Origin of the sequence: Noviherbaspirillum cavernae (genome assembly GCF_003590875.1) — a bacterium.
Taxonomy (GTDB): Bacteria; Pseudomonadota; Gammaproteobacteria; order Burkholderiales; family Burkholderiaceae_D; genus Noviherbaspirillum; species Noviherbaspirillum cavernae.
In genome coordinates, this window is the sequence record NZ_QYUN01000003.1 from 137,362 (window position 1) to 161,974 (window position 24,613).

23 protein-coding genes and 1 pseudogene are annotated in these 24,613 nt (G+C 60.0%); 18 read left to right on the forward strand and 6 right to left on the reverse strand.

All coding sequences use genetic code 11. The annotated features are described in order from the left end of the window. Positions 1–26: 26 nt before the first annotated feature. The 6 genes from phnY to D3870_RS19210 all read left to right on the forward strand — a co-directional run bounded on the left by phnY (position 27) and on the right by D3870_RS19210 (position 6,952). Complete coding sequence (phnY, locus tag D3870_RS19185) at positions 27–1,490, forward strand: phosphonoacetaldehyde dehydrogenase (RefSeq protein WP_242490105.1); 1,464 nt, start codon at positions 27–29, stop codon at positions 1,488–1,490. A 4-nt stretch (positions 1,491–1,494) separates the two neighbouring features. Next, the gene (locus D3870_RS19190) at positions 1,495–2,040 is read left to right on the forward strand and encodes a phosphonate degradation HD-domain oxygenase (protein WP_119742572.1); all 546 of its coding nucleotides are present in this window, start codon (positions 1,495–1,497) and stop codon (positions 2,038–2,040) included. Between the two features lie 87 nt (positions 2,041–2,127). Further along, positions 2,128–2,286, forward strand: coding sequence for a hypothetical protein (locus D3870_RS22415; RefSeq protein WP_158590518.1), 159 nt, complete (start codon positions 2,128–2,130; stop codon positions 2,284–2,286). Continuing rightward, positions 2,283–3,857 carry a methyl-accepting chemotaxis protein gene (locus D3870_RS19200; protein ID WP_119742576.1) on the forward strand — a complete coding sequence of 525 codons (1,575 nt, stop codon included), beginning with the start codon at positions 2,283–2,285 and terminating at the stop codon, positions 3,855–3,857. Before D3870_RS22415 ends, D3870_RS19200 begins: the two co-directional genes overlap by 4 nt. 38 nt (positions 3,858–3,895) lie before the next feature. Next, complete coding sequence (locus D3870_RS19205; RefSeq protein ID WP_119743142.1) at positions 3,896–5,284, forward strand: FAD-dependent oxidoreductase; 1,389 nt, start codon at positions 3,896–3,898, stop codon at positions 5,282–5,284. Positions 5,285–5,746: 462 nt separating this feature from the next. Then, positions 5,747–6,952, forward strand: coding sequence for an acyltransferase family protein (locus D3870_RS19210; protein WP_119742578.1), 1,206 nt, complete (start codon positions 5,747–5,749; stop codon positions 6,950–6,952). Between the two features lie 235 nt (positions 6,953–7,187). Here D3870_RS19210 and D3870_RS19215 read toward each other — a convergent pair whose 3' ends face one another. The 5 genes from D3870_RS19215 to D3870_RS19235 form a co-directional block, all read right to left on the reverse strand. Beyond that, positions 7,188–8,219, reverse strand: coding sequence for a tyrosine-type recombinase/integrase (locus tag D3870_RS19215; RefSeq protein WP_119742580.1), 1,032 nt, complete (start codon positions 8,217–8,219; stop codon positions 7,188–7,190). A 651-nt stretch (positions 8,220–8,870) separates the two neighbouring features. Then, positions 8,871–9,827 (reverse strand): PDR/VanB family oxidoreductase, encoded by a 957-nt coding sequence (locus D3870_RS19220; protein ID WP_119742582.1) that lies wholly within the window; start codon positions 9,825–9,827, stop codon positions 8,871–8,873. Between the two features lie 103 nt (positions 9,828–9,930). Further along, positions 9,931–10,971 (reverse strand): aromatic ring-hydroxylating dioxygenase subunit alpha, encoded by a 1,041-nt coding sequence (locus D3870_RS19225; protein WP_119742584.1) that lies wholly within the window; start codon positions 10,969–10,971, stop codon positions 9,931–9,933. Between the two features lie 29 nt (positions 10,972–11,000). Further along, the gene (pcaD, locus tag D3870_RS19230) at positions 11,001–11,789 is read right to left on the reverse strand and encodes a 3-oxoadipate enol-lactonase (protein WP_119742586.1); all 789 of its coding nucleotides are present in this window, start codon (positions 11,787–11,789) and stop codon (positions 11,001–11,003) included. 63 nt (positions 11,790–11,852) lie between these two features. Continuing rightward, on the reverse strand, positions 11,853–13,049 hold the full coding sequence (locus D3870_RS19235) for an ABC transporter substrate-binding protein (protein WP_119742588.1): 1,197 nt from the start codon (positions 13,047–13,049) through the stop codon (positions 11,853–11,855). Positions 13,050–13,190: 141 nt separating this feature from the next. Between D3870_RS19235 and D3870_RS19240 the strand changes: the two genes are divergently transcribed. Both D3870_RS19240 and D3870_RS19245 read left to right on the forward strand, forming a co-directional pair. Continuing rightward, positions 13,191–14,102 carry a LysR family transcriptional regulator gene (locus D3870_RS19240; protein ID WP_119742590.1) on the forward strand — a complete coding sequence of 304 codons (912 nt, stop codon included), beginning with the start codon at positions 13,191–13,193 and terminating at the stop codon, positions 14,100–14,102. A 43-nt stretch (positions 14,103–14,145) separates the two neighbouring features. Continuing rightward, positions 14,146–14,430: pseudogene (locus tag D3870_RS19245) on the forward strand (IS3 family transposase); the annotation flags it as partial. A gap of 101 nt (positions 14,431–14,531) precedes the next feature. Here D3870_RS19245 and hpaR read toward each other — a convergent pair. Continuing rightward, on the reverse strand, positions 14,532–15,098 hold the full coding sequence (gene hpaR / locus D3870_RS19250; RefSeq protein WP_119742594.1) for a homoprotocatechuate degradation operon regulator HpaR: 567 nt from the start codon (positions 15,096–15,098) through the stop codon (positions 14,532–14,534). Between the two features lie 216 nt (positions 15,099–15,314). Here hpaR and D3870_RS19255 point away from each other — a divergent pair, with 216 nt between their 5' ends. The 10 genes from D3870_RS19255 to D3870_RS19300 all read left to right on the forward strand — a co-directional run bounded on the left by D3870_RS19255 (position 15,315) and on the right by D3870_RS19300 (position 24,603). Next, positions 15,315–16,331, forward strand: coding sequence for a TRAP transporter substrate-binding protein (locus tag D3870_RS19255; protein WP_119742596.1), 1,017 nt, complete (start codon positions 15,315–15,317; stop codon positions 16,329–16,331). Positions 16,332–16,365: 34 nt separating this feature from the next. After that, the gene (locus tag D3870_RS19260; RefSeq protein WP_199710822.1) at positions 16,366–16,998 is read left to right on the forward strand and encodes a TRAP transporter small permease; all 633 of its coding nucleotides are present in this window, start codon (positions 16,366–16,368) and stop codon (positions 16,996–16,998) included. After that, positions 16,995–18,323 carry a TRAP transporter large permease gene (locus D3870_RS19265; RefSeq protein ID WP_119742598.1) on the forward strand — a complete coding sequence of 443 codons (1,329 nt, stop codon included), beginning with the start codon at positions 16,995–16,997 and terminating at the stop codon, positions 18,321–18,323. Before D3870_RS19260 ends, D3870_RS19265 begins: the two co-directional genes overlap by 4 nt. Before the next feature lie 294 nt (positions 18,324–18,617). Further along, entirely contained in the window at positions 18,618–19,307 is a 690-nt protein-coding gene (locus D3870_RS19270; protein ID WP_158590519.1) for a fumarylacetoacetate hydrolase family protein, read from the forward strand. Beyond that, positions 19,304–20,080: a fumarylacetoacetate hydrolase family protein gene (locus D3870_RS19275; RefSeq protein ID WP_119742602.1), complete on the forward strand. Its 777-nt coding sequence runs from the start codon at positions 19,304–19,306 to the stop codon at positions 20,078–20,080. The genes D3870_RS19270 and D3870_RS19275 overlap by 4 nt, the downstream gene beginning before the upstream one ends. A gap of 9 nt (positions 20,081–20,089) precedes the next feature. Next, positions 20,090–21,544 (forward strand): 5-carboxymethyl-2-hydroxymuconate semialdehyde dehydrogenase, encoded by a 1,455-nt coding sequence (gene hpaE, locus D3870_RS19280; protein ID WP_119742604.1) that lies wholly within the window; start codon positions 20,090–20,092, stop codon positions 21,542–21,544. Between the two features lie 24 nt (positions 21,545–21,568). After that, positions 21,569–22,417, forward strand: a complete 849-nt coding sequence (gene hpaD / locus D3870_RS19285) for a 3,4-dihydroxyphenylacetate 2,3-dioxygenase (protein WP_119742606.1) — start codon at positions 21,569–21,571, stop codon at positions 22,415–22,417. A gap of 21 nt (positions 22,418–22,438) precedes the next feature. Next, positions 22,439–22,840, forward strand: coding sequence for a 5-carboxymethyl-2-hydroxymuconate Delta-isomerase (locus D3870_RS19290; RefSeq protein WP_119742608.1), 402 nt, complete (start codon positions 22,439–22,441; stop codon positions 22,838–22,840). A gap of 35 nt (positions 22,841–22,875) precedes the next feature. After that, the gene (hpaH, locus tag D3870_RS19295; RefSeq protein WP_119742610.1) at positions 22,876–23,679 is read left to right on the forward strand and encodes a 2-oxo-hept-4-ene-1,7-dioate hydratase; all 804 of its coding nucleotides are present in this window, start codon (positions 22,876–22,878) and stop codon (positions 23,677–23,679) included. Positions 23,680–23,805: 126 nt separating this feature from the next. Then, positions 23,806–24,603 carry an aldolase/citrate lyase family protein gene (locus tag D3870_RS19300; protein ID WP_119742612.1) on the forward strand — a complete coding sequence of 266 codons (798 nt, stop codon included), beginning with the start codon at positions 23,806–23,808 and terminating at the stop codon, positions 24,601–24,603. The last annotated feature ends 10 nt before the right edge of the window (positions 24,604–24,613 follow it).

Genomic DNA, 24,613 nt, shown 5'->3' on the forward strand with positions numbered 1-24,613 from the left:
CTACTTTCGCCATAGGAGACAACGAGATGTCGATGTTGACTGAATTGAGCGCGCTGCGTCGCGGCGAACCCCTGCACCAGAAAATGCGCATCGCCGGCAAGCTGGTCGGCGGCGATGGCGTCATCGAAGTGCGCAATCCGTACACCGGCGCGCTGGTGGGCAGCGTGCCCAGGGCGAATGTCGAGCAGATCAAGAGTGCCTTCCGTACCGCGAGGGAATTCAAATCCCCCCTCACCCGCTACGATCGCTACAAGATCATGCTGCGTACTTCGGAGCTGCTGCGGGCGAACGCGGAGGCGATTTCGGACCTGATCACCGCCGAAGCCGGCCTGTGCAAGAAGGACACGCTGTACGAAGTGGGCCGCGCCTGCGACGTCTTCCTGTTCGCCGGCAATCAGGCGCTGGTCGACGACGGCCAGGTGTTCTCCTGCGACCTGACGCCGCACGGCAAGCAACGCAAGGTGTATACGCTGCGCGAGCCGCTGCTGGGCGCGATCTCGGCGATCACGCCGTTCAACCATCCGCTCAACCAGGTCGCGCACAAGGTCGCGCCGTCGATTGCGACCAACAACCGCATGGTGCTCAAGCCCACCGAGAAGACGCCGCTGACCGCCTTGTTGCTGGCCGATATTCTGTATGAAGCAGGACTGCCGCCCGAAATGTTTTCCGTCGTCACCGGCGACCCGCGCGATATCGCCGACGAGATGCTGACCAATGCCGACGTCGATCTGGTTACCTTCACCGGCGGCGTACCCATCGGCAAATACATCGCGGCCAAGGCGGTGTACAAGCGCCAGGTGCTGGAACTGGGCGGCAACGATCCGATCATCGTCATGGAAGACGCGGATATCGAGGAAGCCGCCGCGCTGGCCGTGTCGGGTTCGTACAAGAATTCCGGCCAGCGTTGCACCGCGATCAAGCGCATGATCGTGCATCAGGCAGTGGCCGATCGCTTCGTCGAACTGCTGGTCGAAAAGACCAAGGCGATCAAATACGGCGATCCGATGGACGCAAGCAACGACATGGGCACGGTGATCGACGAGGGCGCCGCGCGCGCCTTCGAAGCGAAGGTCAACGATGCGGTCGCGCATGGCGCAAAGCTCTTGCATGGCAACGTGCGGCGCGGCGCGCTCTATTCGCCGACGGTGCTCGATCATGTGCCGGAAACCTGCACGCTGGTGGCGGAAGAAACCTTCGGACCCGTGTCGCCGGTGATCCGCTGCAAGGACATTGCCGATGCGATCCGCATTTCCAACTCCACGCCCTACGGCTTGTCGTCTTCCGTCTGCACCAACCGCCTCGACTACATCACGCGCTTCGTGCGCGAACTGCAGGTCGGCACCGTGAACGTGCGCGAAGTGCCGGGCTACCGCCTGGAGCTGACACCATTCGGCGGCATCAAGGATTCCGGCCTCGGCTACAAGGAAGGCGTGCTGGAAGCGATGAAGAGCTTCTGCAATACCAAGACCTATTCGCTGCCATGGGGATGACGCGATGCTGACGATCGAACAGATTTGCAATTTGTTTGATGAAAAAGGGCATCGCGCCTATACGGGCGAACCGGTCACGCAGCTCGAGCACGCGCTGCAATCGGCAACCATGGCGCAGCAATCCGGCGCCTCCTCCGCGCTGGTTTGCGCTGCATTGCTGCACGACCTCGGACACCTGATCAATGACCAGGGCGAGACGCCGACCGAGCGCGGCATCGACGACCTGCACCAGTATCAGGTGCTGCCCTTCCTGCGCGGACTGTTCCCCGACGCCGTGCTGGAACCGATCCGGCTGCATGTTGACGCGAAGCGCTACATCTGCGCGACCGACTTTGAATACGCGCTGCATCTGTCGCCGGATTCGAAGCGCAGCCTGCAGTTGCAGGGTGGTATCTTTACGCCAGAGCAGGCCACGCAATTCATCGGGAAGCCCTTTGCGGAGGACGCGATACGCCTGCGCAGATGGGACGATCTGGCGAAGGTGGCGGGCATGGAAACGCCTTCGCTTGCGAGCTTTGTGCCCGTAATGCGTGCGTGCGCCTGTTCATAGAGGACAGGGGACCATCAGTCCGTCGAGGAAAGTGTCCGCTATTTGAGCGGACACTTCCTCAATGCGAATCAGGAATTTCCGGGTTCGATGAAAGACGAGACGGGTCATTTTTCCTGCCTGGAAATTGCGGCATGGAAATTGCATCTTTTTCCTGATCGCGAATGTCCCGCAATTTGGCAGCGGGCCGCGGCATGCAACTTTGTGCAGACGTTTTTTTGGCGTATGACCTTCAAGGAGTCGGCATGAAGAACTTGAGAATTGGCACCCGTCTGGGTATTGGTTTCGCCATCGTGCTCGTGCTGCTGGCGCTCATGACTGCCATCGGCATATGGCGGCTGCATGCGGTTGCAGAGGCCACGCGTGACATGATGGAAAATCCCGTCGCGAAGGAGCGCATCATCAGCGACTGGTACAGAAACATTCATACCGGCGTGCGCCGCACGACGGCCATCGTGAAAAGTTCGGATGAGGAGTTGGGTGCCTTTTTCGCGGATGAGGCGGCGGCAAGCGGGAAGGCTTCCGGGGAACTGCAAAAGGCGCTCGAGGCGCGTCTGGAAACGCCGGAGGAAAAGACCCTGTTTGCAAAGATCGCAGAGAAAAGAAAAATCTATCTCTCGTCGAGCGACACCATCTTCAAGATGAAAGCGGACGGCGGATTCGACAGCGCCAACCAGATCTTCGAACGCACCTTTGTTCCCGCTTCGAAAGCCTATGTCGAGCTGATACAGGAACTGCTCGACATGCAGCGCGCCCGCATCGATGCGACCGCAAATGAAATTGACGGCATTTACAAGACAAGCCGCAACCTCCTCGTTGCGCTCGGCGTATTTGCACTCGCCTTTGGCACAATCTGCGCCGGGCTGCTGGCCGTCGGCATCACGCGACCGCTGAAGAGGGCTGTCGGCATTACGCGCACGGTTGCCTCGGGCGACCTGACCAGCGACATCGATTCGAGCGGCAAGGACGAGACGGGCCAGTTGCTGCTGGCCTTGAAAGAGATGAACAGCAGCCTCGTGCGCATCGTCAGCGAAGTACGCAGCGGCACCGAATCGATCGCGGCCGCCTCGAGCCAGATTGCGACGGGCAACCATGATCTGTCCGCGCGCACCGAGCAGCAAGCCGGTTCGCTCGAAGAAACCGCGTCATCGATGGAGGAACTGACGTCGACCGTGAAGCAGAACGCGGTCAACGCACTCGAAGCCAATCAGTTGGCGGCCACCGCATCCGGCGTGGCGATCAAGGGCGGCGACGTGGTGGCGCAAGTGATCGAGACGATGGACTCGATCAACGCCTCGTCCAGAAAGATCGTCGACATCATCAGCGTGATCGACGGCATCGCCTTCCAGACCAACATCCTCGCATTGAACGCTGCAGTCGAAGCCGCGCGCGCCGGGGAGCAAGGGCGCGGCTTCGCGGTGGTCGCTGCCGAAGTGCGCAGCCTGGCGCAACGCTCGGCCAGCGCCGCCAAGGAGATCAAGTCGCTGATCGACGATTCGGTGGAGAAGGTCGACGCCGGCAGCACGCTGGTCGCCCAGGCCGGCACGACAATGGACGAGATTGTCGCGAGCGTGAAAAAGGTGACCGACATCATGACCGAGATCACCGCCGCCAGCGAGGAGCAAAGCCAGGGTATCGAGCAGGTCAATCAGGCGATCACGCAAATGGACCAGGTCACGCAGCAGAATGCGGCGCTGGTCGAGCAGGCGGCTGCAGCCGCGCAGGCGATGCAGGATCAGGCTGGTTCGCTGTCACGGGCCGTCAGCGTGTTCAAGCTGGACCAGCGGCAAGTCAACGCGATTGGCATGTCACCTGAATGATGTCGAGTTGTGCGAACACCTGATGTGGAGAACAAATGATGCGCCCTTTCTGGCTTGAACAAGCCCTCTTCCGGGACGGCGAACTCGCCCCCGCGCTGGTGGGCGATCACACCGCCGACGTCGCCATCGTTGGCGGCGGCTTCACCGGCCTGTGGACCGCGATCCAGCTGAAGCAGCAGAATCCGGCGCTCGATATCGCCATCATCGAAAGCGATTTGTGCGGCGCCGGCGCCAGCGGGCGCAACGGCGGCTGTCTGCTCACCTGGTCCACCAAGTTCTTCACGCTGCGCCGGTTGTTCGGTGAAGCCGAGGCAACGCGCCTCGTGAATGCTTCCGAAGCGGCGGTACAGCACATCGCGGATTTCTGCCGCGCGCATCGCATCGATGCCGAGCTGCGGCTTGACGGCACCCTGTACACCTCGACCGCGCAGGCGCAGATCGGTGTCCTCGATCCGGTGCTGCGCGAGCTGGAAGCGCGCGGCATCAGTTCCTGGCAGCCGCTCGCGCCGGAGGAAGTGCAGCGCCGCTCCGGTTCGGCAAAAAACCTGTCCGGCGTGTTTTCGCCAAACGCCGCGACCGTCCATCCGGGCAAGCTCGTGCGCGGCCTGCGTCGTGTCGCGCTGGAGATGGGCATCCGCATCCATGAACGCACGCCGATGCTCGACTTCGCCAACGGCGCAAAAGTCACGGTGCGTACGCCGTCCGGCACCCTGCGCGCCGGCAAGCTCGTGCTGGCGATCAATGCGTGGATGGCCAGCAGGTTTCCGCAATTCGAACGCACCATCGCGGTGGTTTCGAGCGACATGGTGATCACCGAAAAATGTCCGGAACTGTTGCAGCAGATTGGCTTGAGCAATGGCGTGTCGGTGCTCGATTCGCGCACCTTCGTCTATTACTACCGCACCACGATGGATGGCCGCCTGATGTTGGGCAAGGGCGGCAATACCTTTGCGTGGCGGGGTCGCATCCTGCCGGTATTCGATCAGCGTTCGCCGTACGAACAGGCCTTGACGGCAAGCCTGCGGGAATTCTTTCCGGCGCTGGCGGGCGTTCCCATTACTGCGAGCTGGAATGGCCCGTCCGATCGCTCGGTCACCGGCTTCCCGTTTTTCGGCAGGCTTGATGACGCGTCGAACGTGTTTTACGGCTTCGGCTATTCGGGCAACGGCGTCGGCCCCAGCTACATGGGAGGACAGGTGCTGTCCTCGCTGGTGCTCGGGCTCGACAACGCATGGAGCCGCAGTCCGCTCACCAGGGGGCCGTGCGGCCACTTCCCGCCCGAGCCGATCCGCTACATCGGCTCGCTGGTGGTGCGCAATGCGATTCGCCGCAAGGAAAATGCCGAGGACCACAACCGCAATCCCTGGCTGCTGGACAAGATGCTGAGCAAGTTCGCGAACGCGGCCGGCAAGGCGGACAAGGCCTGACAAGCTGCGCGGAGTGGCAAGGTGAACGCCTGCCACTCATGGCTGGAGAACTGGCTGCCCTGTCGCAATATTTTCCGCAACCGTCAGGTCACTGAACAATGTGTTCAGGTAATCAACGTCTCGCTAGTATTGATAAATTCGAATCCCGCCGGATTGCTTTGTCGTCGCTTTGCCATTCGAATTTACTTATCAATCTGCTTTCCACTGATGTGCGAGGAATTGATTATGGAAACGGTACGGCTGTGATTCGCGTGGATTTCCGAATGCCATCCGAGAGTTGGTTGTCGGCGTAACGAAGCGAGGAGTTTATGTTGGCGTTGGCGGACTGATCCGGATCGTGCCGTGCGCGGAAACTGAATTGCGGGCGCTCACCGTTTTCCGAAAACCGGAAAGTCCTCGGTTCGGCCTGAAGCGATCTGGCACAATCCCGTATTCAAACAACAAGTTTTTAAACGATTCAAGATGAATGAAAATGCCAGCAGAATCCTGTCCCTTGAATCCTTGCGTGGGTTATTGGCCTTGTGGGTCACGGTGGGGCACACGATCAAGCACTCGGGCTACACGGACGCCGAACTGGGCGTCTTCGCGATCCTGGGCAATCCGGGACTTGCGGTGGATTGTTTCATTATCCTGAGCGGCTTCGTCATTTTCATGCTGCTCGACCGTCAACGAAGCTCCTATACCGAATTCATTGTCGGCCGCTTTTTCCGCCTTGCCCCGCTGTTCTTCTTGATCCTCGTGATATCCGCCCTCACGCTGGATTGGCAGGTTTCGGTGATTGCCAATACGCCATGGAAGAATCAATCGATTGCCAACGACATGCGGATTCACCTCGACGCCCTGCAATACCTGCCGCAACACCTTCTCGCGCATTTTGCGATGCTGCACGGCGCGATTGCGGACAGTATTCTGCCGAGCAGTCAGTATGCGATCGTCGGACCGGCGTGGAGCATTTCGGTTGAATGGCAGTTTTACCTGATTGCGCCTGCATTGTTCTTCCTCATCGCGGCGCGTCGATGGTATGCACTGGCGGCGGTCATTGTCGTGGTGTGCGTCTTGCGGGCCGTGAACTATGGCAGTGCAGGATTTGCGATCAATCAAGGCGCATACTTCTTGATCGGGATCGTTTCGTATTTTGTCTGGAAAAAGTCCAACCTCATCCGGCAACATGATTTCCGCTTCATTGAAGTCATGGGATTGCTTGCGATTGCAATCGTGTATTTCACGATGAGCAGAACCATTTCGCTGATGTTGTGGGTTGTCGTTTTCATCGCGATCATCGCTGAAAGGCATCCTGCGCCATCGCTGTTCCAAAGGATGTTTATCGGCGTCCTGCGACAACCCATGCTGCAATGGATGGGAAGGATTTCGTATTCGATCTACATGATCCACATGCTTGTGTTGTACGCGTGGTTTGCCTGCTTGCAGCATGCATTCCCCGAGATAGGAAAATTCAACTTTCTGATGTACGCCCTCCCGTTGATCGTCTTGACGACATTGATGCTTTCGGCGCTTGCATACAGATTCATCGAAGTCCCGGGCATGAGGCTGGGAAAATGGCTTGGCAAGCGATCCCGTCCGCGAGAGAACCGTGCGGCGCCATCGCTGGCGAAGGAATTTGTTGGTGCAGACACCTTGATGCGTCGTGGTGGAGATGCAGCTCATTGAGCGTCCGAGAGTCCGCGATCGATTGGTTATGGGTTCTCATCACGCACGCCGACGTAGTTCGTGGCGGAAATACCTCGAAACAGAAATTTGCCGTGGCTGCATGGCTCTGCTTTCGCGCCGCGTCAAAATGGGGAAACCATCGGATGACTTGAGTGTGGCGACGCAAGGGCACGCAAGGAATCTTCGAGCGTGCCGCAAGAGACGCGCCGAGGTCCCCGGTCGCTCGGGAGGAGATTCAATCAGGAAGCGTTGTTCCGGGCTTTTGCAAAAGGTATTTTTCCGTCGATTTTCGCTTCTTGTGTCCGAGGAACTGTCCGACCAGTTCGACGCTGCCACCTGACTCCAGTTCGCGCACGGCGAATGAATTGCGCAGTGTTCGGCCCCCCTTTCGGTGTACGTCGATGCCGGCTCTGGCAAGGGTTTCCTTGACATACCGATAGACGGTGGCCTTGTTCAGGAGGCCGCCTTGCAGGCTCGCGGGGAACAGCAGCTCGCCCGGGATGTTGCGCATCTTGCGCTCTGCGATCCATGCGGTCACCTCCCTCGCGGCGAAAGGACGCAGCTGCGTCTCGTGGTGTTTCGCGCTGCCGCCGACCGACCTCGGCGTGATGGTCACCGGAATCGAACCCGTGGTGTCCATGACGCCCACGCTGGCGGTGCGGATGCCGATGACTTCGGAAACCTTCAAGCCGGCGCCCAGCATCATCGCCAGCATCGCGCGGTCGCGGCGGCGCTTCCATGAAGGATTGTCCATGTCTTCCTCGACCAGCGGCGGCGCGGACGGCAAGGCGCGCATGAATTCCGCGTGCTGCGCGGGAGACAGGACGGCCTTGGGCTTGTCCCGGCCGGCGGCCGGGGTGCGATAGACGTCGAACGCGGCATGCCGGGCGGGATTGGGCTGCAACTGAAGATGGGCAAATACCCGTTCCAGCATCCGCAGATAGCGCACGCGGATCGAGCTGGTCAGTGCCCTCGGCGGCTTGCCCTCCTCGCTCTCGCGATATTCCAGAAAGGCGCGCAGGTGCGCGGCAGTGATGCTGAAGACATCGAGATTTTCCCGTGCCATCCAGCGCGCAAATCGGCTGAACATGTGGATATACACCTGGGCCGAGCTGTCTCGCAAGGGGCGGGAGGTTTCATCCTCCTTTTCCCTGGACGTTGTACGCCGCGACAGCTTCAGATAATCCTCGGTCTTCACGAAGGCGGAAAACGCCTCGACCGGAGCGGTCTTCCAGAAATAGTGCGTTTCGAACAGGTCTTGGGCCATGGCTTGGAATTGCAACTAACGGTCTTCAAAATATATCAAAACTGCAGGTGGGGGAGAAGAATCGAAGTTTACCTGCCTGCCGAGGTGGCTCTTTTCATCGATTGGGCTGATGACGAGCGCGCGCAGCGCGATGGATTGCTGTTGAGTTTTCTGGACCGTTAGTTGCATTTTTAGTTGTAAAGCCACCCCTCTCCACGCCTCCCCTTAATTCCTGAATCAGATCGCAGTGGCGTGTGGGACATAAATCGCATCGTTATTTGGCTTATCGAAGAGGCCCGCTCGGACATATCCTCATGAAGGACAGCGTTGTTTCCATCGCATGCTTGATGTTCGAGGCGGGTTGCATCAGCAGACGACCGATGTTTCGATTTGGGATTCAGTGCCCCATCAAGTGAATGCTGTTCCTTGCGTTTTGCTGGGGCTGATCGTGATTCTCCCAGTCCGAAATGGCTGTCGTTTGCTCGGACCTTGCGTCACGTCGAAGCGCTTCACGCAGTCCCTGCTGTTCGAATGGAGAAACTGTACTTGTGAAGTTCTTCATTCCGAAACGCGATCGTTTGAGTGCCAATAAAACCAGCACAGAGGGCTTGCATGTTCCGCTCAACCGACAACGACCATCGGCACAGGCAACGTGGGCAAACCGACCAAAACCTAAATGTCCAGAACCAGCCTGTCCATCTTCGCGCGTGAACAGCATGGCGTGAATTGGTCGTTCCTGTCGCGCTCGGCATCGCTGAAATACGTGTCCCGATGGTCTGGCGTGCCACCGAGAACCCGGGTAATGCAGGTGCCGCATATCCCCTGCTCGCAAGACACAGGGATTTCGATGCCCTGCTCTCCCAGCGCCTCCACAACAGTGCGGCCGGCAGGAATGACATAGCACTTGCCGGTGCTGGCGATTTGGACTTCGAATTCGCTGTCGCCCGTCGACTCGACCGCAACTGCACCGAAATGCTCCAAATGCACGTGCTCACCGGCCCAGTCCAGTCGCTTCGCTGTGCTGACGACATGCTCGATGAAACCGGCCGGTCCGCAGACGTAGAGATGCTTGCCGTCATTTGGCTTGGCAAGCACCTCCTCCAGGATCAGCTTCTGGTCCGGGGGGCCATCATCGAAGTGAAAATGCACCCTTGATGCAAAGGATGTCGCCTTGATCCGATCGAGAAAGGCGGTGCGTTCCCTTGCGCGAGTACAGTAATGCATCTCGAAATCCGCATTGATCCGGGCGAGGCGTTCAGCCATGCAAAGGATGGGAGTCACGCCGATGCCGCCTGCAAACAGCAATGTCTTGTCTGCCTGCGCCAGGGGAAAGTGATTCTTCGGTGGGCTGATCTTGAGGGTATCGCCCACATGTACCTTGTCGTGCATGGCAACGGACCCGCCACGGGAACGCGGATCGCGCAGTACACCGATCTGGTAGCGCTGGTTTTCCGTTGGATCATTGCAAAGCGAATATTGACGGGTCAATTTCGCGCCGATGTGCACGTCAATGTGCGCACCGGCACTGAATGGCGGCAGTGGTGCGCCATCGATGCGAGCCAGCTCATAGCAGAAGACGTCCTCCGCTTCCTTGACTTTCCTGACTACCTTGACTGCGATGCTGTCCATTGGATGTTGATACCTTCTTTGCCGGCAGATGCCTGGTCTGCCGGTTCTCGGATTGAACGTGGTAATCGAATACGGTCCGCATTGAGCACCAGGACCTGTTGCCCTAGGCAGCTGCCTGCGCCTGCCCATCTTCCTTGAGCATGCGCTCGACGGTGCGTCGCATGTGAATGCGTGCGCGGTCGGAGACGACGTCGACAAGCGCCTCCTCCCCCATTTCGGTGATGCGCTTCTGCTGTGCTTCGACGATTTCCTTGTCCTCCAGGAACGCCTTGCCGATCTCCTGATACAGAAGCTCGGTTACCTCCGGGTCGTCTTGCCGGTAGCCATTTGCAGTGGACCAGAAATAGAATGTGGTCGTCTCCGTCTCCGGCGTCAGGCCATGAAACAGCTTCAATGAAAAACCTGGCTGGTCACGGTTTGTCCGTGCTTCCTTGCCGACGTCGATGGCCCCGCTCCATTGAATGATCGATGTCGGTGCGACATACTCGAATTCCTGCCAGCGGTCGACGTTGCCCGCGAACGGCACGGCTTTGGAGTACGTGGGCGGTGGTGCGGAATTCGGCATCCAGCGCGTGAACTTCAGGCCGGTATCGGTCGGTGTCGTTTCCATTTCCGCCTGCACGTGGGTCATTGGGCTGCCGCCAATGGTTTTCCCATGGATGTACCCGATGTGGGTCAGGTCCATCAGGTTATCGACGAGGAGCATGTAGTTGCACTTGACCTGGTACAGGCCATGCTTGTGCGGCCACTTCTTGTAGTCGTTGTGGTATGGGTAATCGAGGATCTTCGAGACGTCCGCCTTCTCGGCTTCCCCCATCCAGATCCACAGGAATTCATCTTTCTCAACCAGCGGGTAACTGCGCACGCGTGCCTTCTGCGGAATTTTTTCCTGGCCGGGAATGGCAACGCACCGGCCTGAGCAATCGAATGTCAGCCCATGGTAGCCGCACTGCAACCCTGCATCCGTTACCTGCCCGAGCGACAAGGGTGCGGCGCGATGGCAACAGCGGTCGGCGAGGGCTCCAGCTTTTCCCTCCTTGTCTCGAAACAGCACCACGGGCTCGTTCAGAATCCGTCTTGCCAACGGCGTATCACTGACTTCGTTCGCCCAGGCGGCGATGTACCATGCATTGCGAATGAACATGATGTCTCCTCTTTGTTCAGATGTGAGGCTCAGGCTGTGCGGCCTTGCAGAAAACCCATCATTGCCGTGGCCAGTCCTGTTGCTTGCTCAACGTTGGAAAGGTGGCCGCCCGACAGCTCCGTATAGACGGCGGCCTGGATCGAATTGGCAATATGTCTGGCATCGGCCACAGGCGTTGCCGCATCCGCGCTGCTGGCAACGACCAGCGTCGGAATCCTGATCGTGCTGATCGATTCGCGCTGGTCCATGTCGCGAATTGCGGCGCAGGATCCGATGTAGCCCGCGACCGGCGAGCCGAGCGCCATGGCCAGCACCCGTTCCGCGCCTTGCGGATTTGCCGATACGAAGTGGGGAGAAAGCCAGCGTTCAAGCACCGCCGGACGGATCGCCTGCATGCCCCGTTCAAGTACCGCAGCCGCCCTTGCATCCCAGGATTCCGGCGGGCCGACCCGGGCCGCGGTATTGCAAAGCACAAGCCGCTCGATACGTTCCGGATGATGCGTCGCGATCCACATTCCGACCATGGCACCAAGAGACAGGCCGCACAGGTTCACCCTGACCAGGCCAAGCGCATCGAGCAAGCCGATCAGATCGCTTGCGAGCAACTCGATCGAGTATGGTCCGTCCGGCGCGCTCGATTGCCCCTGCCCTCGTGCGTCATAGCGCAATATCCGGAACGAGCTCTGCAAGACCGAAGTCACTTGATCCCAAATGGACAGATCGGTGGCAATGGAGTTGACGAATACGAGCACCGGAGCCGATTCCGGCCCGTCCAGCTGGTAGTGAAGGTGAATGTCATTGACGGAAATCTGCGTCACTTGTTACTCCTGAACTGACTTATCAAAAAAATGCGTGAAAAAATGAGCTGGTGTAGAGAGTCGTTACTTCGCGGCGTCTTTGCCGGGGTCCTTGACATTCTTGTAGCCACTGTCGAACTCGACGTTTGCCATTTTTCCGTTACGCATTTCCACTCTGCGAACGTAGACGGTCTGTACTGGATCCCGGGTCTCGGCATCGATCACCAGGGGGCCGCGCGGGCTATCGATCTGCAAACCCTTGAGAACTTTCATAGCCTGTTCGCCGTCGATTTGCCCGCCCAGCTTGTTGGCGACCGCATAAATGGCTGCCATGCCGTCGTAGGCGGACACGGCCATGAAGTCGGGGACCATCCCGGACTTGTCGATGTCGAGATAGGTCTTCACGAATTCCCTGTTCTTCGCACTGTCATGCGTCATGGAATAGAAGCCGGTCGAAACCGCGCCCATGGCGGCGTCGCCGATCAGGTTCAGCTCACGATCGTCGGCCCAGCCCTCGGTTGAAAGAATGCGGATGCCGCTTTGCTTCATCCCGCGTTCGCCATAGGCCTTCATGAACGAAACCGTAGGCTCGCCGGCAGCGAGGAACACGAAGACCGCTTCAGGCTTGGCATCCTTGACGCGCTGGAGATATGAAGAAAAATCCCTGGCGGAAAGCGGCACGCGCACTTCCCCTGCTATCTGCCCACCGCCTGCCTGGAAGCCCTTCTTGAAATAGGTTTCCGCATCGTGTCCCGGCCCGTAGTCGGAAACGACCGTGAAGACCTTCTTGATGCCATTCTTGCCAGCCCAGTCCCCCATCGGCATGGAGACTTGCGGTGTCGTGAAGGAAACACGGGCAATGTAAGGCGAGCGCGTCGAGATGGTAGATGCCGCAGCATTCATCACGATCATTGGCGTCTTTGCCGCCGTGGCGATTGGTGCGGCAGCCAGGGCATTCGGAGTGAATCCAAAACCGGCCAGGAAATGCACTTTATTGTTGACGATCAATTCCTGTGCCAGTCGCTTGGCGACTTCGGGAGCCGGGCCCGTGCTGTCACGCACGAACAACTCCACCTTCTTGCCGGCTACCTTGTCCCCATGGATCTTCATGAAGGATTGGATACCGTTCTCCATCTGCTTGCCATAGCTGGCGAACGGGCCCGACTTTTCCAGAATCAGACCGACCCGAATCGTGTCTTCCTGGGCAGTGGCATAGGGAGCGGAAAGGAATGCGAAGCCGGCCGAGGCCAGTAGCAAGGTGAATTGCCGACGAGTGCTCATTGATGTCTCCTGTAGATCCAAGCTGAATGGAAGGTGCTTGTTATATGAATCAAGCAGCAAAGTGTTCTTTGCTCTTGGTTCGATTCTGCGAGCCGGGGTATTATCTGTCAATCAGATGAACAAATAACTGGAATTTACGCCATGAATATTGCAGAAATCGACTTGAACTTGCTGCGCGTCTTCGATGCTCTGATGCGCACCAGGAACGTCACATTGGCCGGGGAAATTGTCGGCCTGAGCCAGCCTGCGGTGAGCTTTGGCTTGAACAAACTGCGCACGCTGACGGCGGATCCCTTGTTCGTCCGAACCTCCAGGGGAATGGAACCGACACCCAGAGCGTCAAGGATGGCCGATCCGGTTCGGCATGTATTGGAAGTGGTGCAGCGAGACATCTTCCTGCAAGACGAATTCGATGCACGCACAAGCCAGCGCACATTTACGCTGAGTCTGTCAGACGTCGGCGAGATGGTCTTCCTGCCCAAGTTGCTCAGGCGTCTGCGTACGGATGCACCGGGCATCACCCTCAAGTCGGTGTCCATGCCACCGGCGCGTCTGGAAGAGGCGATGGCAGCGGGTGATGTGGACCTGGCGCTGGGCTATTTCCCGGACATCACAAAGGCCAATTTCTACCAGCAGCATCTGTTTACACATACGTTTGCCTGTCTGGTCCGCCGTGATCACCCCACCATCAAGACGAAGCTCACCATGAAGCAGTTCCTGGATGTCTATCATGTCGTGATACGGGCTGAAGGGCGAAGTCAGGAGATCATCGAGCGCTATCTGGAAGAGCAGAAAATTGTCCGCAAGGTCGGACTGAGCATTCCTCATTTCATGAGCATTCCGCACTTGCTGCCCGAGTCCGACATGCTGGTCACCGTTCCCTACTCATGCGCCCAGTCGTTCGCGAGACTTGGCGAGTTACGAATGCTGGAGTTGCCGATGAAGGCGCCCACATTCGATCTCAAGCAGCATTGGCATGCCCGTTATCATCGAGACGCCGCCAACCAATGGCTACGCGGGATCATTTATGACTGCTTCTCCATGGGCATTTAGAGCGTCTAACAAAATGAAGCGAAGCGGTTCTGAGTAGGCGCGCCGCCGCAGACTGGCCGAATACGGCATGATGGCGAGCATCAGCCGCAAGGGCAATTGCTGGGAGTCAGAGCACTGCTCTGACGCGCCGATAGAAAGTTTCTTCAACAGCTTGAAGAACGAGCGCGTGTTTCATGAAGACTACGCCACGCGGGAAGAAGCCAGGCAGGATTTGTTTGACTATATCGAAGTGTTTTACAACCGGACACGTCGCCACTCCGCGTTGCGCTACAAGAGCCCGGCGCAGCATCATGCTGCCTGGATGGCGGAACAAAAGCTGGTGGCGTGATGAAGTCGTTGGTATCCGGAAAATACAACCAAGCTCACGCCAATGGCGGACCCGGAAGCGGCAATCGTCGTCAGAAGTCAGATAAGGAAGTCGGATCGTATTTACTTGTCTCCTTGCTGCCGCTTGCCTGCGAATGCTTTCTGTGCTGTCTGCCGCTTTTGCACTTTTCCTGCCCCCCTGACCGAGGCGCGTTCCAGTGATACGGATTTTGCGGCCGGCAACGCGACATGCTCGACCGATGCGTCGTCCGCCAGCACGAATTTCTCAAGCACCTTGAACACATCGCCGAACAGCTTCACGCCGTACGCTTCCTCGATATGGTGGTACTGGGCCTCGATCAGCGGCGCGATGTCGTCCACCAGCAATTCGCCCTTGCGCGAAAGGCGCACCAGCACGCGCCGCTGATCCTCCGCGCTGCGGCTGCGTACGATGAGATCCATGTCTTCCATGCGCGCCAGCACGCCGGCCATGTTGGAGCTGATGATCTGGCAGATGTCGCAGATCTCTCTGGGCTCAAGCTGCCTGTCCTCGTCCAGCGCGCGCAGTATCCGCCACTGCTGCTCGGTGAGGCCGAAGTGATTGAGGATGGGCCGGAAGTGCGACATCAGATGCTCGCGCGCCTTCAGAAAAAGCTGGGGCAGGTTGCGATAGGAAATCCGCTGATTCATGAATCAATCCACCTTCTTGTGAGATTGCAGCAATGTGAAATGGGTGATGCGACGCATCAATTATATCGCTTGACTTGCTATGATCATAGCGAATATATTACTATCATCATAGCAAATGTCGCTGCCCGTTCCCTGCACCCGTCTTGCTGTGATCACCGTGAATATGCAGCAGGTCCGAGGGCCTGACTAATCAAAACAACGCATCGAGGAGGAGTCATGAAATTTCATCGTTTCGCCGCAATTGGCTGTCTGGCTGTCGCGCTGCCTGTCGCAGCCCAGGAATTCACGATCAAGGTCGCCCACTTTCTGCCGCCGGCCGCACCGGCGCAGGTGCGCGTGCTGCAACCCTGGTGCGATGCCCTGAAGAAGGATTCGGGCAGTCGCATCGCGTGCCAGATTTATCCGGCCATGCAACTGGGCGGCACGCCCGCGCAACTGGTGGACCAGGTGAGGAACGGCGTGGCGGACGTGGTGTGGACCGCGCCCGGATATTCCACCGGGCGTTTCCCGCTGATCGAAGCCTTCGAATTGCCCTTCATGATTTCCGACGCAAGCTCGGGCAGCCGCGCCGCATGGAAGTTCTACCAGCAGCACGCGCAGCAGGAGTTTTCGGCCTTTAAGATGCTGGCGCTGCACGTCGATGGAGGCCAGGCGGTCCATACCGCTAAGAAGGAAGTGAAGTCCGTAGCGGACTGGAAGGGACAGAAGCTGCGCTCCTCGACACGGCTGGGCGCGAAGACCCTGATCGCACTCGGCGCCACGCCGGTTGCGATGCCGCCGGCACAAGTGACCGAAGCGATCTCCAAGGGCGTGGTCGATGGCGCGATGGGCGCATGGGAAGTGGTGCTGCCGACCAAGCTGGATGAAGTGGCCAAACTGCATTCGCAGCCGCCCACAGGCCAGCCCTATCCTTCCACCACCGTGCTGATGCTGCTGATGAACAAGCAGAAATTCGACGGCATGCCGGCAGACCTGAAAGCCATCATCGACAGGCACAGCGGCGCGGAGCTGGTCGAGCGTTTCGGACGTGTGTGGGATGAGGAAGCGACAAATTCGCGCAAGAAGGTGCTGGCCTCCGGCGGGCAGATCATCGACTTCACACCGGCCGAGATGGCTGCCATGCGCAGCGCAACGGCGAGCGTCGATGAAGACTGGATCAGGCAGGTCACCGAGAAAGGCCATGACGGCAAGCGCCTCGCTGCCGCCGCGCGCACGCTCGCGACTGGACAGTAAGACCATCGGATAAACCATTTTCGGAATCGAAACAATGATGAATCCAATGGAGTTGCCGCGCCAGTCGGTGGCACACGAGCCGGTGGCACACGAGCCGGTGGCACACGAGCCGGTGGCACACGAGCCGGTGGCGCACGAGCCGGTGGCGCACGAGCCGGTGGCGCACGAGCCGATGAAGCACGTCCTGATTGCCGCCGCCAAAACGGCGGCAATCGCGGGCGGTCTGCTGTTCATCGCATTGATTGTCATGTCGCTGATATCCATCATCGGGCGCAAGCTCGGCTTTGGCCCGGTCGAGGGCGATATCGAGTTGATGCAGGCGGGCACGGCCGTGGCGGCGATGGCTTTCCTGCCGTATTGCACGCTGCAGGGCGAGCATATCAAGGTGGATTTTTTCACCGAGAACATGCGCGAATCGCTCAAGCGCCCGATCGACGGCGTCGCCGAGTGTCTGCTGGCGCTGGTCGTCGCCCTGCTGACGTGGCGCACCGCGCTGTCTGCGGTTGCCCTGCATGAGGCGGGCGAAGTCACCACGCTGGTGTCGCTGCCGGTATGGATTCCGGTCGCCGCGCTGGTGCCGATCCTTGCACTCACGACGCTGTGTGCGATGTACCGCGCCGTCGCGTCGTTCCGTTCGTCGAAACCATTGTCAGGGAGAACAGCATGAGCGGAACCACCGTCGGCCTGCTCGGCTTTGCCATTCTGCTGCTGTTGCTGGCGGCACGCTTTCACATTGCCATCACGATGTTCGTCGTCGGCTCCGGCATTTATCTCGTGATGAGCAAGGGCGAGCTGAACGGCCTGATGTTCACTCTGAACAACCTGGTCTATGCACGGGTATCCAACTACGATCTCGCGGTCATCCCCCTGTTCATTCTGATGGGGCAATTCGCGACCCATGGCGGGCTGTCGAAGGCGCTGTTCCATGCCGCTGGCACGCTGATCGGCCATTGGCGCGGCGGCCTGGCGATGGCGTCAACGGCGGCTTGCGGCGCATTCGGCGCGATCTGCGGCTCATCGCTGGCTACGGCCGCGACCATGGGACAGGTTGCGCTGCCCGAACTGCGCAATCACGGCTACTCCGGCAAGCTCGCCACCGCCACGCTGGCGGCCAGCGGCACGCTGGGCATCCTGATCCCGCCCTCGGTGCCGCTCGTCATCTACGCGGTCCTGACGCAGGAATCGATCGGCAAGCTGTTCGTCGCGGCGGTCGTGCCCGGCGTGATCGCTGCCCTCGGCTACCTGCTCGTCATCGCGCTGATCGTGCGACGCGACCCCAGCGCCGGACCGGCCGGCAAGAAGGCGTCGTTCGCGGAGGTGGTCAAGGCGCAGGTCAGGATCATTCCGGTGCTGATCGTGTTCCTCGTCGTCATCGTGGGTATCTACGGCGGCTGGGCCAATCCGACCGAGGCAGCATCGATCGGCGCGGCCTCCTGCGGCATCATCGCCGTGCTGTCCGGCGGCATGCGCATGCGCAGCTTCCTCGCCAGCATCTACGGCACCGCAGTCGCCTCGGCCATGATCTTCATGGTGCTGATCGGCGCGGACCTGCTGAACTCCAGCCTCGCACTGTCGCAGATGCCGACCGAACTCGCGCACTGGGTGCAGGGCAGCGGCCTGCCGCCGCTGCTGGTGCTGTTCTCGATCCTCGTGATCTACATCATCCTTGGCTGCGTGATGGATTCACTCGCGATGATCCTGCTGACCATTCCGATTTTCTATCCGGTCGTGATGGGTCTGGACTTCTTCGGCATGTCGGTCGCCGACAAGTCGGTCTGGTTCGGCATCCTCGCGCTGATGGTGGTCGAGATCGGCTTGGTGCATCCGCCCGTCGGCATGAATCTGTACGTGATCAACAAACTCAGCAAGGATGTGCCGATGAAGGACACGGCATGGGGCGTGATGCCCTTCCTCGCTTCGGATTTTCTGCGCATCATCGCATTGGTATTCATCCCGGGCCTGAGCCTGTGGCTGGTCCATGCGTTCGGCTGACATGCGCTGAAATACTCAGTAGTCGGAAATTTGGACAACGGCTGCATTGCTTCAACTCCTTCCCCTTCAAGGGGATGAAGCAGGGGTTTCGCAAAGCATGCTTTGCGCCTGCTGAATCGCATTGCCTTGCAAGGCAATGCGTGGGACGGCCGGGATGGGGATGGGTTTTACGTTGCGGATTTAACCCATCCCCACCCTAACCCTCCCCTTGAAGGGAAGGGGATGCGATCGCAATGTTGCCACCTGAATTACTACGGACTTCTCTGTAAGTGACATATGCAAGGGAGAATTGACATGCAATCTGCAAGCACGCGCCAACCGCCCTGCCCCGCCATCAGCGGCACGGTCTATGGCGTCGTCCTCAACGACCGCGCCTCGCTCAACAGCATCGGCGCTGCGCTGGAGGATGCGCCATACAAGGGCGCGCCGAAAGCGCCGGTCATGTACATCAAGCCGCGCAACACGCTGACCGGCTCCGGCGCGGTGGTGCAGCTGCCGGCAGGCGCCGATGCAGTCGAGATCGGCGCCACCGTCGGCATCCTGATCGGCCGGCCGGCGGCGCGCCTGCACGCGGCCGATGCAATGTCGGTCATCGCCGGCTTCGCGCTGGTGGCCGACCTGAGCCTGCCGCATGCGAGTTACTACCGTCCCGCGATCCGGGAGAAGTGCTTCGACGCTTCCTGCCCCGTCGGGAATGTCGCCGCCGCCGATCTGGCCGGCGATCTGCGTGAACTGGTTTTGCAGACAACGATAGACGACCGGCTGGTCGCGCAGTGGCCGTTGGCCCATCTGGTGCGCGACGTGCCGCAACTGCTGGCCGACATCACCGAATTCATGTCCCTCGACACCGGCGACATGGTGCTGGTTGGCGTTCCCTATCTCGCGCCGCAGGCCGTTGCCGGCAGCCGCGTCCAGGTAGGCGCGAACCGGCCGGAACTGGGTACGCTGACATTCTCCATCGCAGCGGAAGGAGGCAAGGCATGAAGCGCGGACGCATCGCCTGGGAAGGCGCGATTCACGAAGTCACGCAGGCAGTAGATGGCTGCGTGCTGCTGGCGGATGGCCGCATGCTGGCCGAAACCGAACCGACATGGCTGCCGCCAGTCGCGCCGCGCACCGTGTTCGCGCTCGGCCTGAACTACGCCGATCACGCAAAGGAACTCGCGTTCAAGGCGCCGGAGACGCCGCTGGTCTTCCTCAAGGGGCCCAACACCTTCATCGGCCACCGCGCGCATACGCGGCGGCCCGCGGATGCCACCTACATGCATTACGAATGCGAACTCGCGGTCGTGATCGGCAAGGAAGGCCGCCGCATCGCGAAGGAAGATGCATACGAATACGTCGCCGGCTACACCGTCGCCAACGACTACGCGATTCGCGATTACCTGGAGAACTATTACCGGCCGAACCTGCGCGTGAAGAACCGCGACGGCTGCACGCCGATCGGCCCTTGGCTGGTCGAGCGCGACGACATCGCGGACCCGATGCGGCTGGCGCTGACCACGCGTGTGAACGGCAGCGTGACGCAGCGCGGCACCACCGCCGACATGATCTTCGACATTCCGACGCTGATTTCCTGGCTGTCCTCATGCATGACGCTGTCGCCCGGCGACATCATCCTGACCGGCACGCCGGAAGGACTGGCCGACGTCAAGGCGGGCGACGTGGTGGAAACCGAAATCGAAGGCATCGGCTGCCTGATGAACAGCATCGTCGATGACGAAACCTTCTTCGGCAATGCAAAACACACTGGATAGAGGAACAACATGCTGAAACACATGATCAACGGCAAGCGCGTCGAAAGCCGCGAGGTATTCGAGACGCGCAATCCGGCCACCAACGAAGTGCTGGCCGAAGTCGCAGCCGGCGGCGCGGAAGAAATTGCAGCGGCAGTGCAGGCGGCCAAGGACGCCTTCCCTGCATGGGCCGCGAAACCGGCGGCCGAGCGCGCGAAGCTGATGCGCAACCTGGGCGAACTCATCACGAAGAACGTGCCGGAAATCGCCGAGATGGAAACGAATGACACCGGCCAGGTAATCGGCCAGACAAAGAAGGCATTGGTGCCGCGCGCAGCCGACAACTTCCACTTCTTCGCGGAAGTCTGCACGCGCATGGATGGCGATTGCTACCCGTCCGATGACACGCATCTGAATTACACGATGTTCCAGCCGGTCGGCGTCTGTGCGCTGATCTCGCCGTGGAACGTGCCGTTCATGACCGCGACATGGAAGACCGCGCCCTGCCTCGCGCTTGGCAACACTGCCGTTCTCAAGATGAGCGAACTGTCACCGATGACCGCCGACCGCCTGGCGGAACTCGCGCTGGAGGCAGGAATCCCCGCCGGAGTGCTGAACGTGGTGCAGGGCTACGGCGCAACCGTCGGCGACGCGCTGGTGCGCCATCCCGATGTGCGCGCGATTTCGTTTACCGGAAGCACCGCAACCGGCACCCGCATCATCCAGAATGCCGGCCTGAAAAAATACTCGATGGAACTCGGCGGCAAATCTCCCTTCATCATCTTCGATGACGCCGACTACGAACGTGCGCTCGATGCGGCCGTGTTCATGATCTTCTCCAACAATGGCGAACGCTGCACGGCAGGCTCGCGCATCCTGATTCAAGAGTCGATCTACGACCGCTTCGTCGCCGACTTCGCCGCGCGTGCGTCGCGCCTCAAGGTCGGCGATCCGCTCGATCCCGATACCATCATCGGCCCCATGATCAGCCGCGACCATTGGGAAAAGGTCACCAGCTACATCGAACTCGGCAAACAGGAAGGCGCGCGCGTGGTGTTCGGCGGCTGCACGCCGGAGGTGCCGGAAAAATTCCGCAACGGTTTCTGGGTACAGCCCACGGTATTCGCCGATGTCGACAACCTCATGCGGATCGCACAGGAAGAAATTTTCGGACCGGTACCTTGCCTGATCCGCTTCAAGGACGAGGCGCAGGCGCTGCAGATCGCGAACGATGTCGCCTACGGCCTGTCGTCCTATGTGTGGACCGAAAGCACCGGCCGCGCCTTGCGCATGGCGCGCGGCATCGAATCTGGCATGGTGTTCGTCAACAGCCAGAACGTGCGCGACCTGCGCCAACCCTTCGGCGGCACCAAGGCATCGGGCACCGGCCGCGAGGGCGGACACTGGAGCTTCGAAGTCTTTGCCGAGGCGAAGAACGTCTGCATGTCGCTGGGCGGGCATCCGATTCCGCGCTGGGGCGTTTGAATATTCTGACAAGGAGACTGCAACATGGGCAAGCTCGCACTCGCTGCAAAAATCACTCACGTACCGTCGCTGTACCTGTCCGAGCAGGACGGTCCGCACAAGGGTTGCCGCCAGCCCGCCATCGACGGCCATATCGAGATCGGCCGCCGCTGCCGCGCACTCGGGGTCGATACCATCGTCGTGTTCGACACGCACTGGCTGGTCAATTCCGGCTACCACGTCAATTGCGCGCCGCACTTCGAAGGCATCTACACCAGCAACGAATTGCCGCATTTCATCAAGAACATGCCGTTCGCCTACGACGGCAATCCGGTGCTCGGGAAGCTGCTGGCGGAAGAAGCGACCGCCGGCGGCGTCCACACCCGCGCGCATGATGCGACCACGCTGCAGCTGGAATACGGCACGCTGGTGCCGATGCGCTACATGAACTCCGACCGCCACTTCCGCGTGGTGTCGGTATCGGCCCTGTGCACCGTGCACAGCCTAGAGGACAGCATTGCGCTGGGGCGCGCCGTGCGCCATGCCATCGAGGAAAAATACGACGGCACGGTGGCGGTCTTCGCCAGCGGTTCTCTCTCGCATCGCTTCGCGCAGAACGGCGTCGCCGAACAATTCATGCACAAGGTCTGGAATCCCTTCCTCGAAGCCACCGACCATCACGTGGTCGAAATGTGGAAGAACGGCGACTGGAAAACCTTCGTCGGCATGCTGCCGGAGTACGCCTACAAGTGCCATGGCGAAGGATTCATGCACGACACCGCGATGCTGCTCGGCGTGCTGGGCGCGGAAGAATATACCGGCAAGGCCGAAATCGTGACGCCCTACTTCGGCAGCTCCGGCACCGGGCAGATCAATGCAGTCTTTCCGCTTTGACCACGACGCAAGGAACCTGCGATGCCTCATCTGACACTCGAATATTCCGGCAATTTGAAAGCGACGGGCGAGCTATCGGCCTTGTGCGCCAAGCTTGCAAGCTGCCTGGTCGCGCAGCAAGCCGACGGCAAACCTGTCTATCCGATCGGCGGCGTGCGCGTGCGCGCAATCGCGGTCGATGAATATTGCATCGCCGATGGCGCAGCCGATGCGGCCTTCGTGCACGCCACGTTGAAGATCGGCAGCGGACGCAGCGAAGCGGTGCGGCAAATCACCGGAAACGCGCTGTTCGACACGATGAAGACGCACTTCGCCGCCCTGTACGACAGCATGGGCCTGGCGCTATCGCTCGAAATCGCCAAATTCAGCGAAGCGGGCACCTGGAAGCACAACAACCTGCATGCGCGTTATCGCCGCTCCTGATCCAGCAACCATCACCGAATTCACCGAGAAGACCAATGCTGCCAACCAATGTGATTCAAGATCTGGCCCATCAATTGCATCGTGCCGAAAAGGCGCGCACGCAGTTGCGCCACTTTTCCCAGGCGCATCCCGCCATGACCATCGAGGATGGCTACGCGATCCAGCGTGAATGGGTCAAGCTGAAGCTGGCAGAGGGACGCGTAATCAAGGGCCGCAAGATCGGCCTGACCTCGCGCGCGATGCAGATTTCCTCGCAGATCACCGAGCCGGATTACGCGCCCTTGCTGGACGATATGTTCTTCGAGTCTGGCACCGACATTCCGTTTTCGCGCTTCATCGCGCCGCGCATCGAAGTCGAACTGGCTTTCATCCTCGGCAAGCCGCTCAAGGGACCGGGCATCACCTTGTTCAACGTACTGGCCGCGACCGAATATGTCACGCCGGCAATCGAGATCATCGATGCCCGCATCGAACAGTTCGACCGCGAAACGAAAGCGCCGCGCAAGGTATTCGACACCATCTCCGATTTTGCGGCCAATGCAGGCGTCGTGCTCGGTGGCCGCCCGGTTCGGCCGCATGACATCGATCTGCGCTGGATCAGTGCGATGCTCTATAAAAATGGCGTGATCGAGGAAACCGGCGTGGCCGCGGCGGTGCTGAATCACCCTGCCACCGGCGTGGCATGGCTGGCGAACAAGATTGCGCCGCATGACGAGCAACTCAACGCCGGCGACGTGGTGCTGGCTGGCTCGTTCACGCGGCCAGTGCTGGCCGTGCCGGGCGACAATTTTCAGGCAGATTATGGCCCGCTCGGGCAAATCGCCTTCCGCATCGTTTAGAGCACCTAACAAAATGATTCTGAGGGTGTTGCGCCGCCTTGCCGTACAAACTGTACTGTCTGCGGCGGCGCGCCTACTCAGAACCGCTTCGCTTCATTTTGTTAGACGCTCTTAAGGAAAATCAGCATGGACATGCCACTCAATTCATTCAAGCGCGCGCTCGCCGCGCAACAGACGCAAATCGGCCTCTTTCTCGGCCTTGCCAATCCGCTATCGACGGAAATTCTCGCCGGCTGCGGTTTCGATTTCCTGTTGATCGACGGCGAGCACGGTCCCAACGACCTGCGCTCGATCCAGGCGCAGCTGCAGGCGATGGCACCGTATCCGGTACAGGCCGTGGTGCGCCCGCCCAGTCATGACGTCGCACTGATCAAGCAACTGCTCGGCATCGGCGTGCAGACCCTGCTGGTGCCGATGGTGCACAGCGCGGAGCAGGCGCGCACGCTGGTGCAGGCAACGCGCTATCCGCCGGTCGGCATTCGCGGCGTCGGCACGGCGCTCGAACGCGGCGCGCGCTGGAACGGCGTGGCCAACTATCTGCAGCAGGTCGATGCCGAAACCTGCCTGATCGTGCAGGTGGAGTCGCAGGCCGGACTGGACGCGCTCGACGACATCCTGCAAGTCGATGGCATCGATGGCGTGTTTCTCGGGCCGTCCGACCTTGCCGCATCGATGGGGCATCTCGGCAATCCGGGCCATGCCGACATCAAAAGCGCGATCGAGAAGGCATTGGCGCGGATCGCAGCATCCGGCAAGGCGCCCGGCGTGTTCGCGTCGGACGTCGCCACGGGACGTCTCTATCAGGCGAGCGGCGCGCGCTTTTTCTCGGTCGGCGTCGATACGCTGATCCTGCGCAATGCGGCGATCGGCCTTGTGTCTTCATTCAGGACGCAAACGATGGTCAAGACCGGCGCGGCATACTAAGGAAACAAAC

Bases quoted from the DNA above. Each gene is read 5' to 3' on its own strand.
- D3870_RS19220 (WP_119742582.1), bottom strand. From the start codon at position 9,827: ATGGACAGCATCGCAGTCAAGGTAGTCAGGAAAGTCAAGGAAGCGGAG.
- hpaE (WP_119742604.1), top strand. From the start codon at position 20,090: ATGCTGAAACACATGATCAACGGCAAGCGCGTCGAAAGCCGCGAGGTA.
- D3870_RS19210 (WP_119742578.1), top strand. From the start codon at position 5,747: ATGAATGAAAATGCCAGCAGAATCCTGTCCCTTGAATCCTTGCGTGGG.
- D3870_RS19300 (WP_119742612.1), top strand. From the start codon at position 23,806: ATGGACATGCCACTCAATTCATTCAAGCGCGCGCTCGCCGCGCAACAG.
- D3870_RS19255 (WP_119742596.1), top strand. From the start codon at position 15,315: ATGAAATTTCATCGTTTCGCCGCAATTGGCTGTCTGGCTGTCGCGCTG.
- D3870_RS19225 (WP_119742584.1), bottom strand. From the start codon at position 10,971: ATGTTCATTCGCAATGCATGGTACATCGCCGCCTGGGCGAACGAAGTC.
- hpaH (WP_119742610.1), top strand. From the start codon at position 22,876: ATGCTGCCAACCAATGTGATTCAAGATCTGGCCCATCAATTGCATCGT.
- D3870_RS19190 (WP_119742572.1), top strand. From the start codon at position 1,495: ATGCTGACGATCGAACAGATTTGCAATTTGTTTGATGAAAAAGGGCAT.
- D3870_RS19235 (WP_119742588.1), bottom strand. From the start codon at position 13,049: ATGAGCACTCGTCGGCAATTCACCTTGCTACTGGCCTCGGCCGGCTTC.
- D3870_RS19215 (WP_119742580.1), bottom strand. From the start codon at position 8,219: ATGGCCCAAGACCTGTTCGAAACGCACTATTTCTGGAAGACCGCTCCG.
- D3870_RS19240 (WP_119742590.1), top strand. From the start codon at position 13,191: ATGAATATTGCAGAAATCGACTTGAACTTGCTGCGCGTCTTCGATGCT.
- D3870_RS19260 (WP_199710822.1), top strand. From the start codon at position 16,366: ATGATGAATCCAATGGAGTTGCCGCGCCAGTCGGTGGCACACGAGCCG.
- D3870_RS19200 (WP_119742576.1), top strand. From the start codon at position 2,283: ATGAAGAACTTGAGAATTGGCACCCGTCTGGGTATTGGTTTCGCCATC.
- D3870_RS19290 (WP_119742608.1), top strand. From the start codon at position 22,439: ATGCCTCATCTGACACTCGAATATTCCGGCAATTTGAAAGCGACGGGC.
- D3870_RS19205 (WP_119743142.1), top strand. From the start codon at position 3,896: ATGCGCCCTTTCTGGCTTGAACAAGCCCTCTTCCGGGACGGCGAACTC.
- hpaR (WP_119742594.1), bottom strand. From the start codon at position 15,098: ATGAATCAGCGGATTTCCTATCGCAACCTGCCCCAGCTTTTTCTGAAG.
- hpaD (WP_119742606.1), top strand. From the start codon at position 21,569: ATGGGCAAGCTCGCACTCGCTGCAAAAATCACTCACGTACCGTCGCTG.
- D3870_RS19265 (WP_119742598.1), top strand. From the start codon at position 16,995: ATGAGCGGAACCACCGTCGGCCTGCTCGGCTTTGCCATTCTGCTGCTG.
- D3870_RS19275 (WP_119742602.1), top strand. From the start codon at position 19,304: ATGAAGCGCGGACGCATCGCCTGGGAAGGCGCGATTCACGAAGTCACG.
- D3870_RS22415 (WP_158590518.1), top strand. From the start codon at position 2,128: ATGAAAGACGAGACGGGTCATTTTTCCTGCCTGGAAATTGCGGCATGG.
- phnY (WP_242490105.1), top strand. From the start codon at position 27: ATGTCGATGTTGACTGAATTGAGCGCGCTGCGTCGCGGCGAACCCCTG.
- D3870_RS19270 (WP_158590519.1), top strand. From the start codon at position 18,618: ATGCAATCTGCAAGCACGCGCCAACCGCCCTGCCCCGCCATCAGCGGC.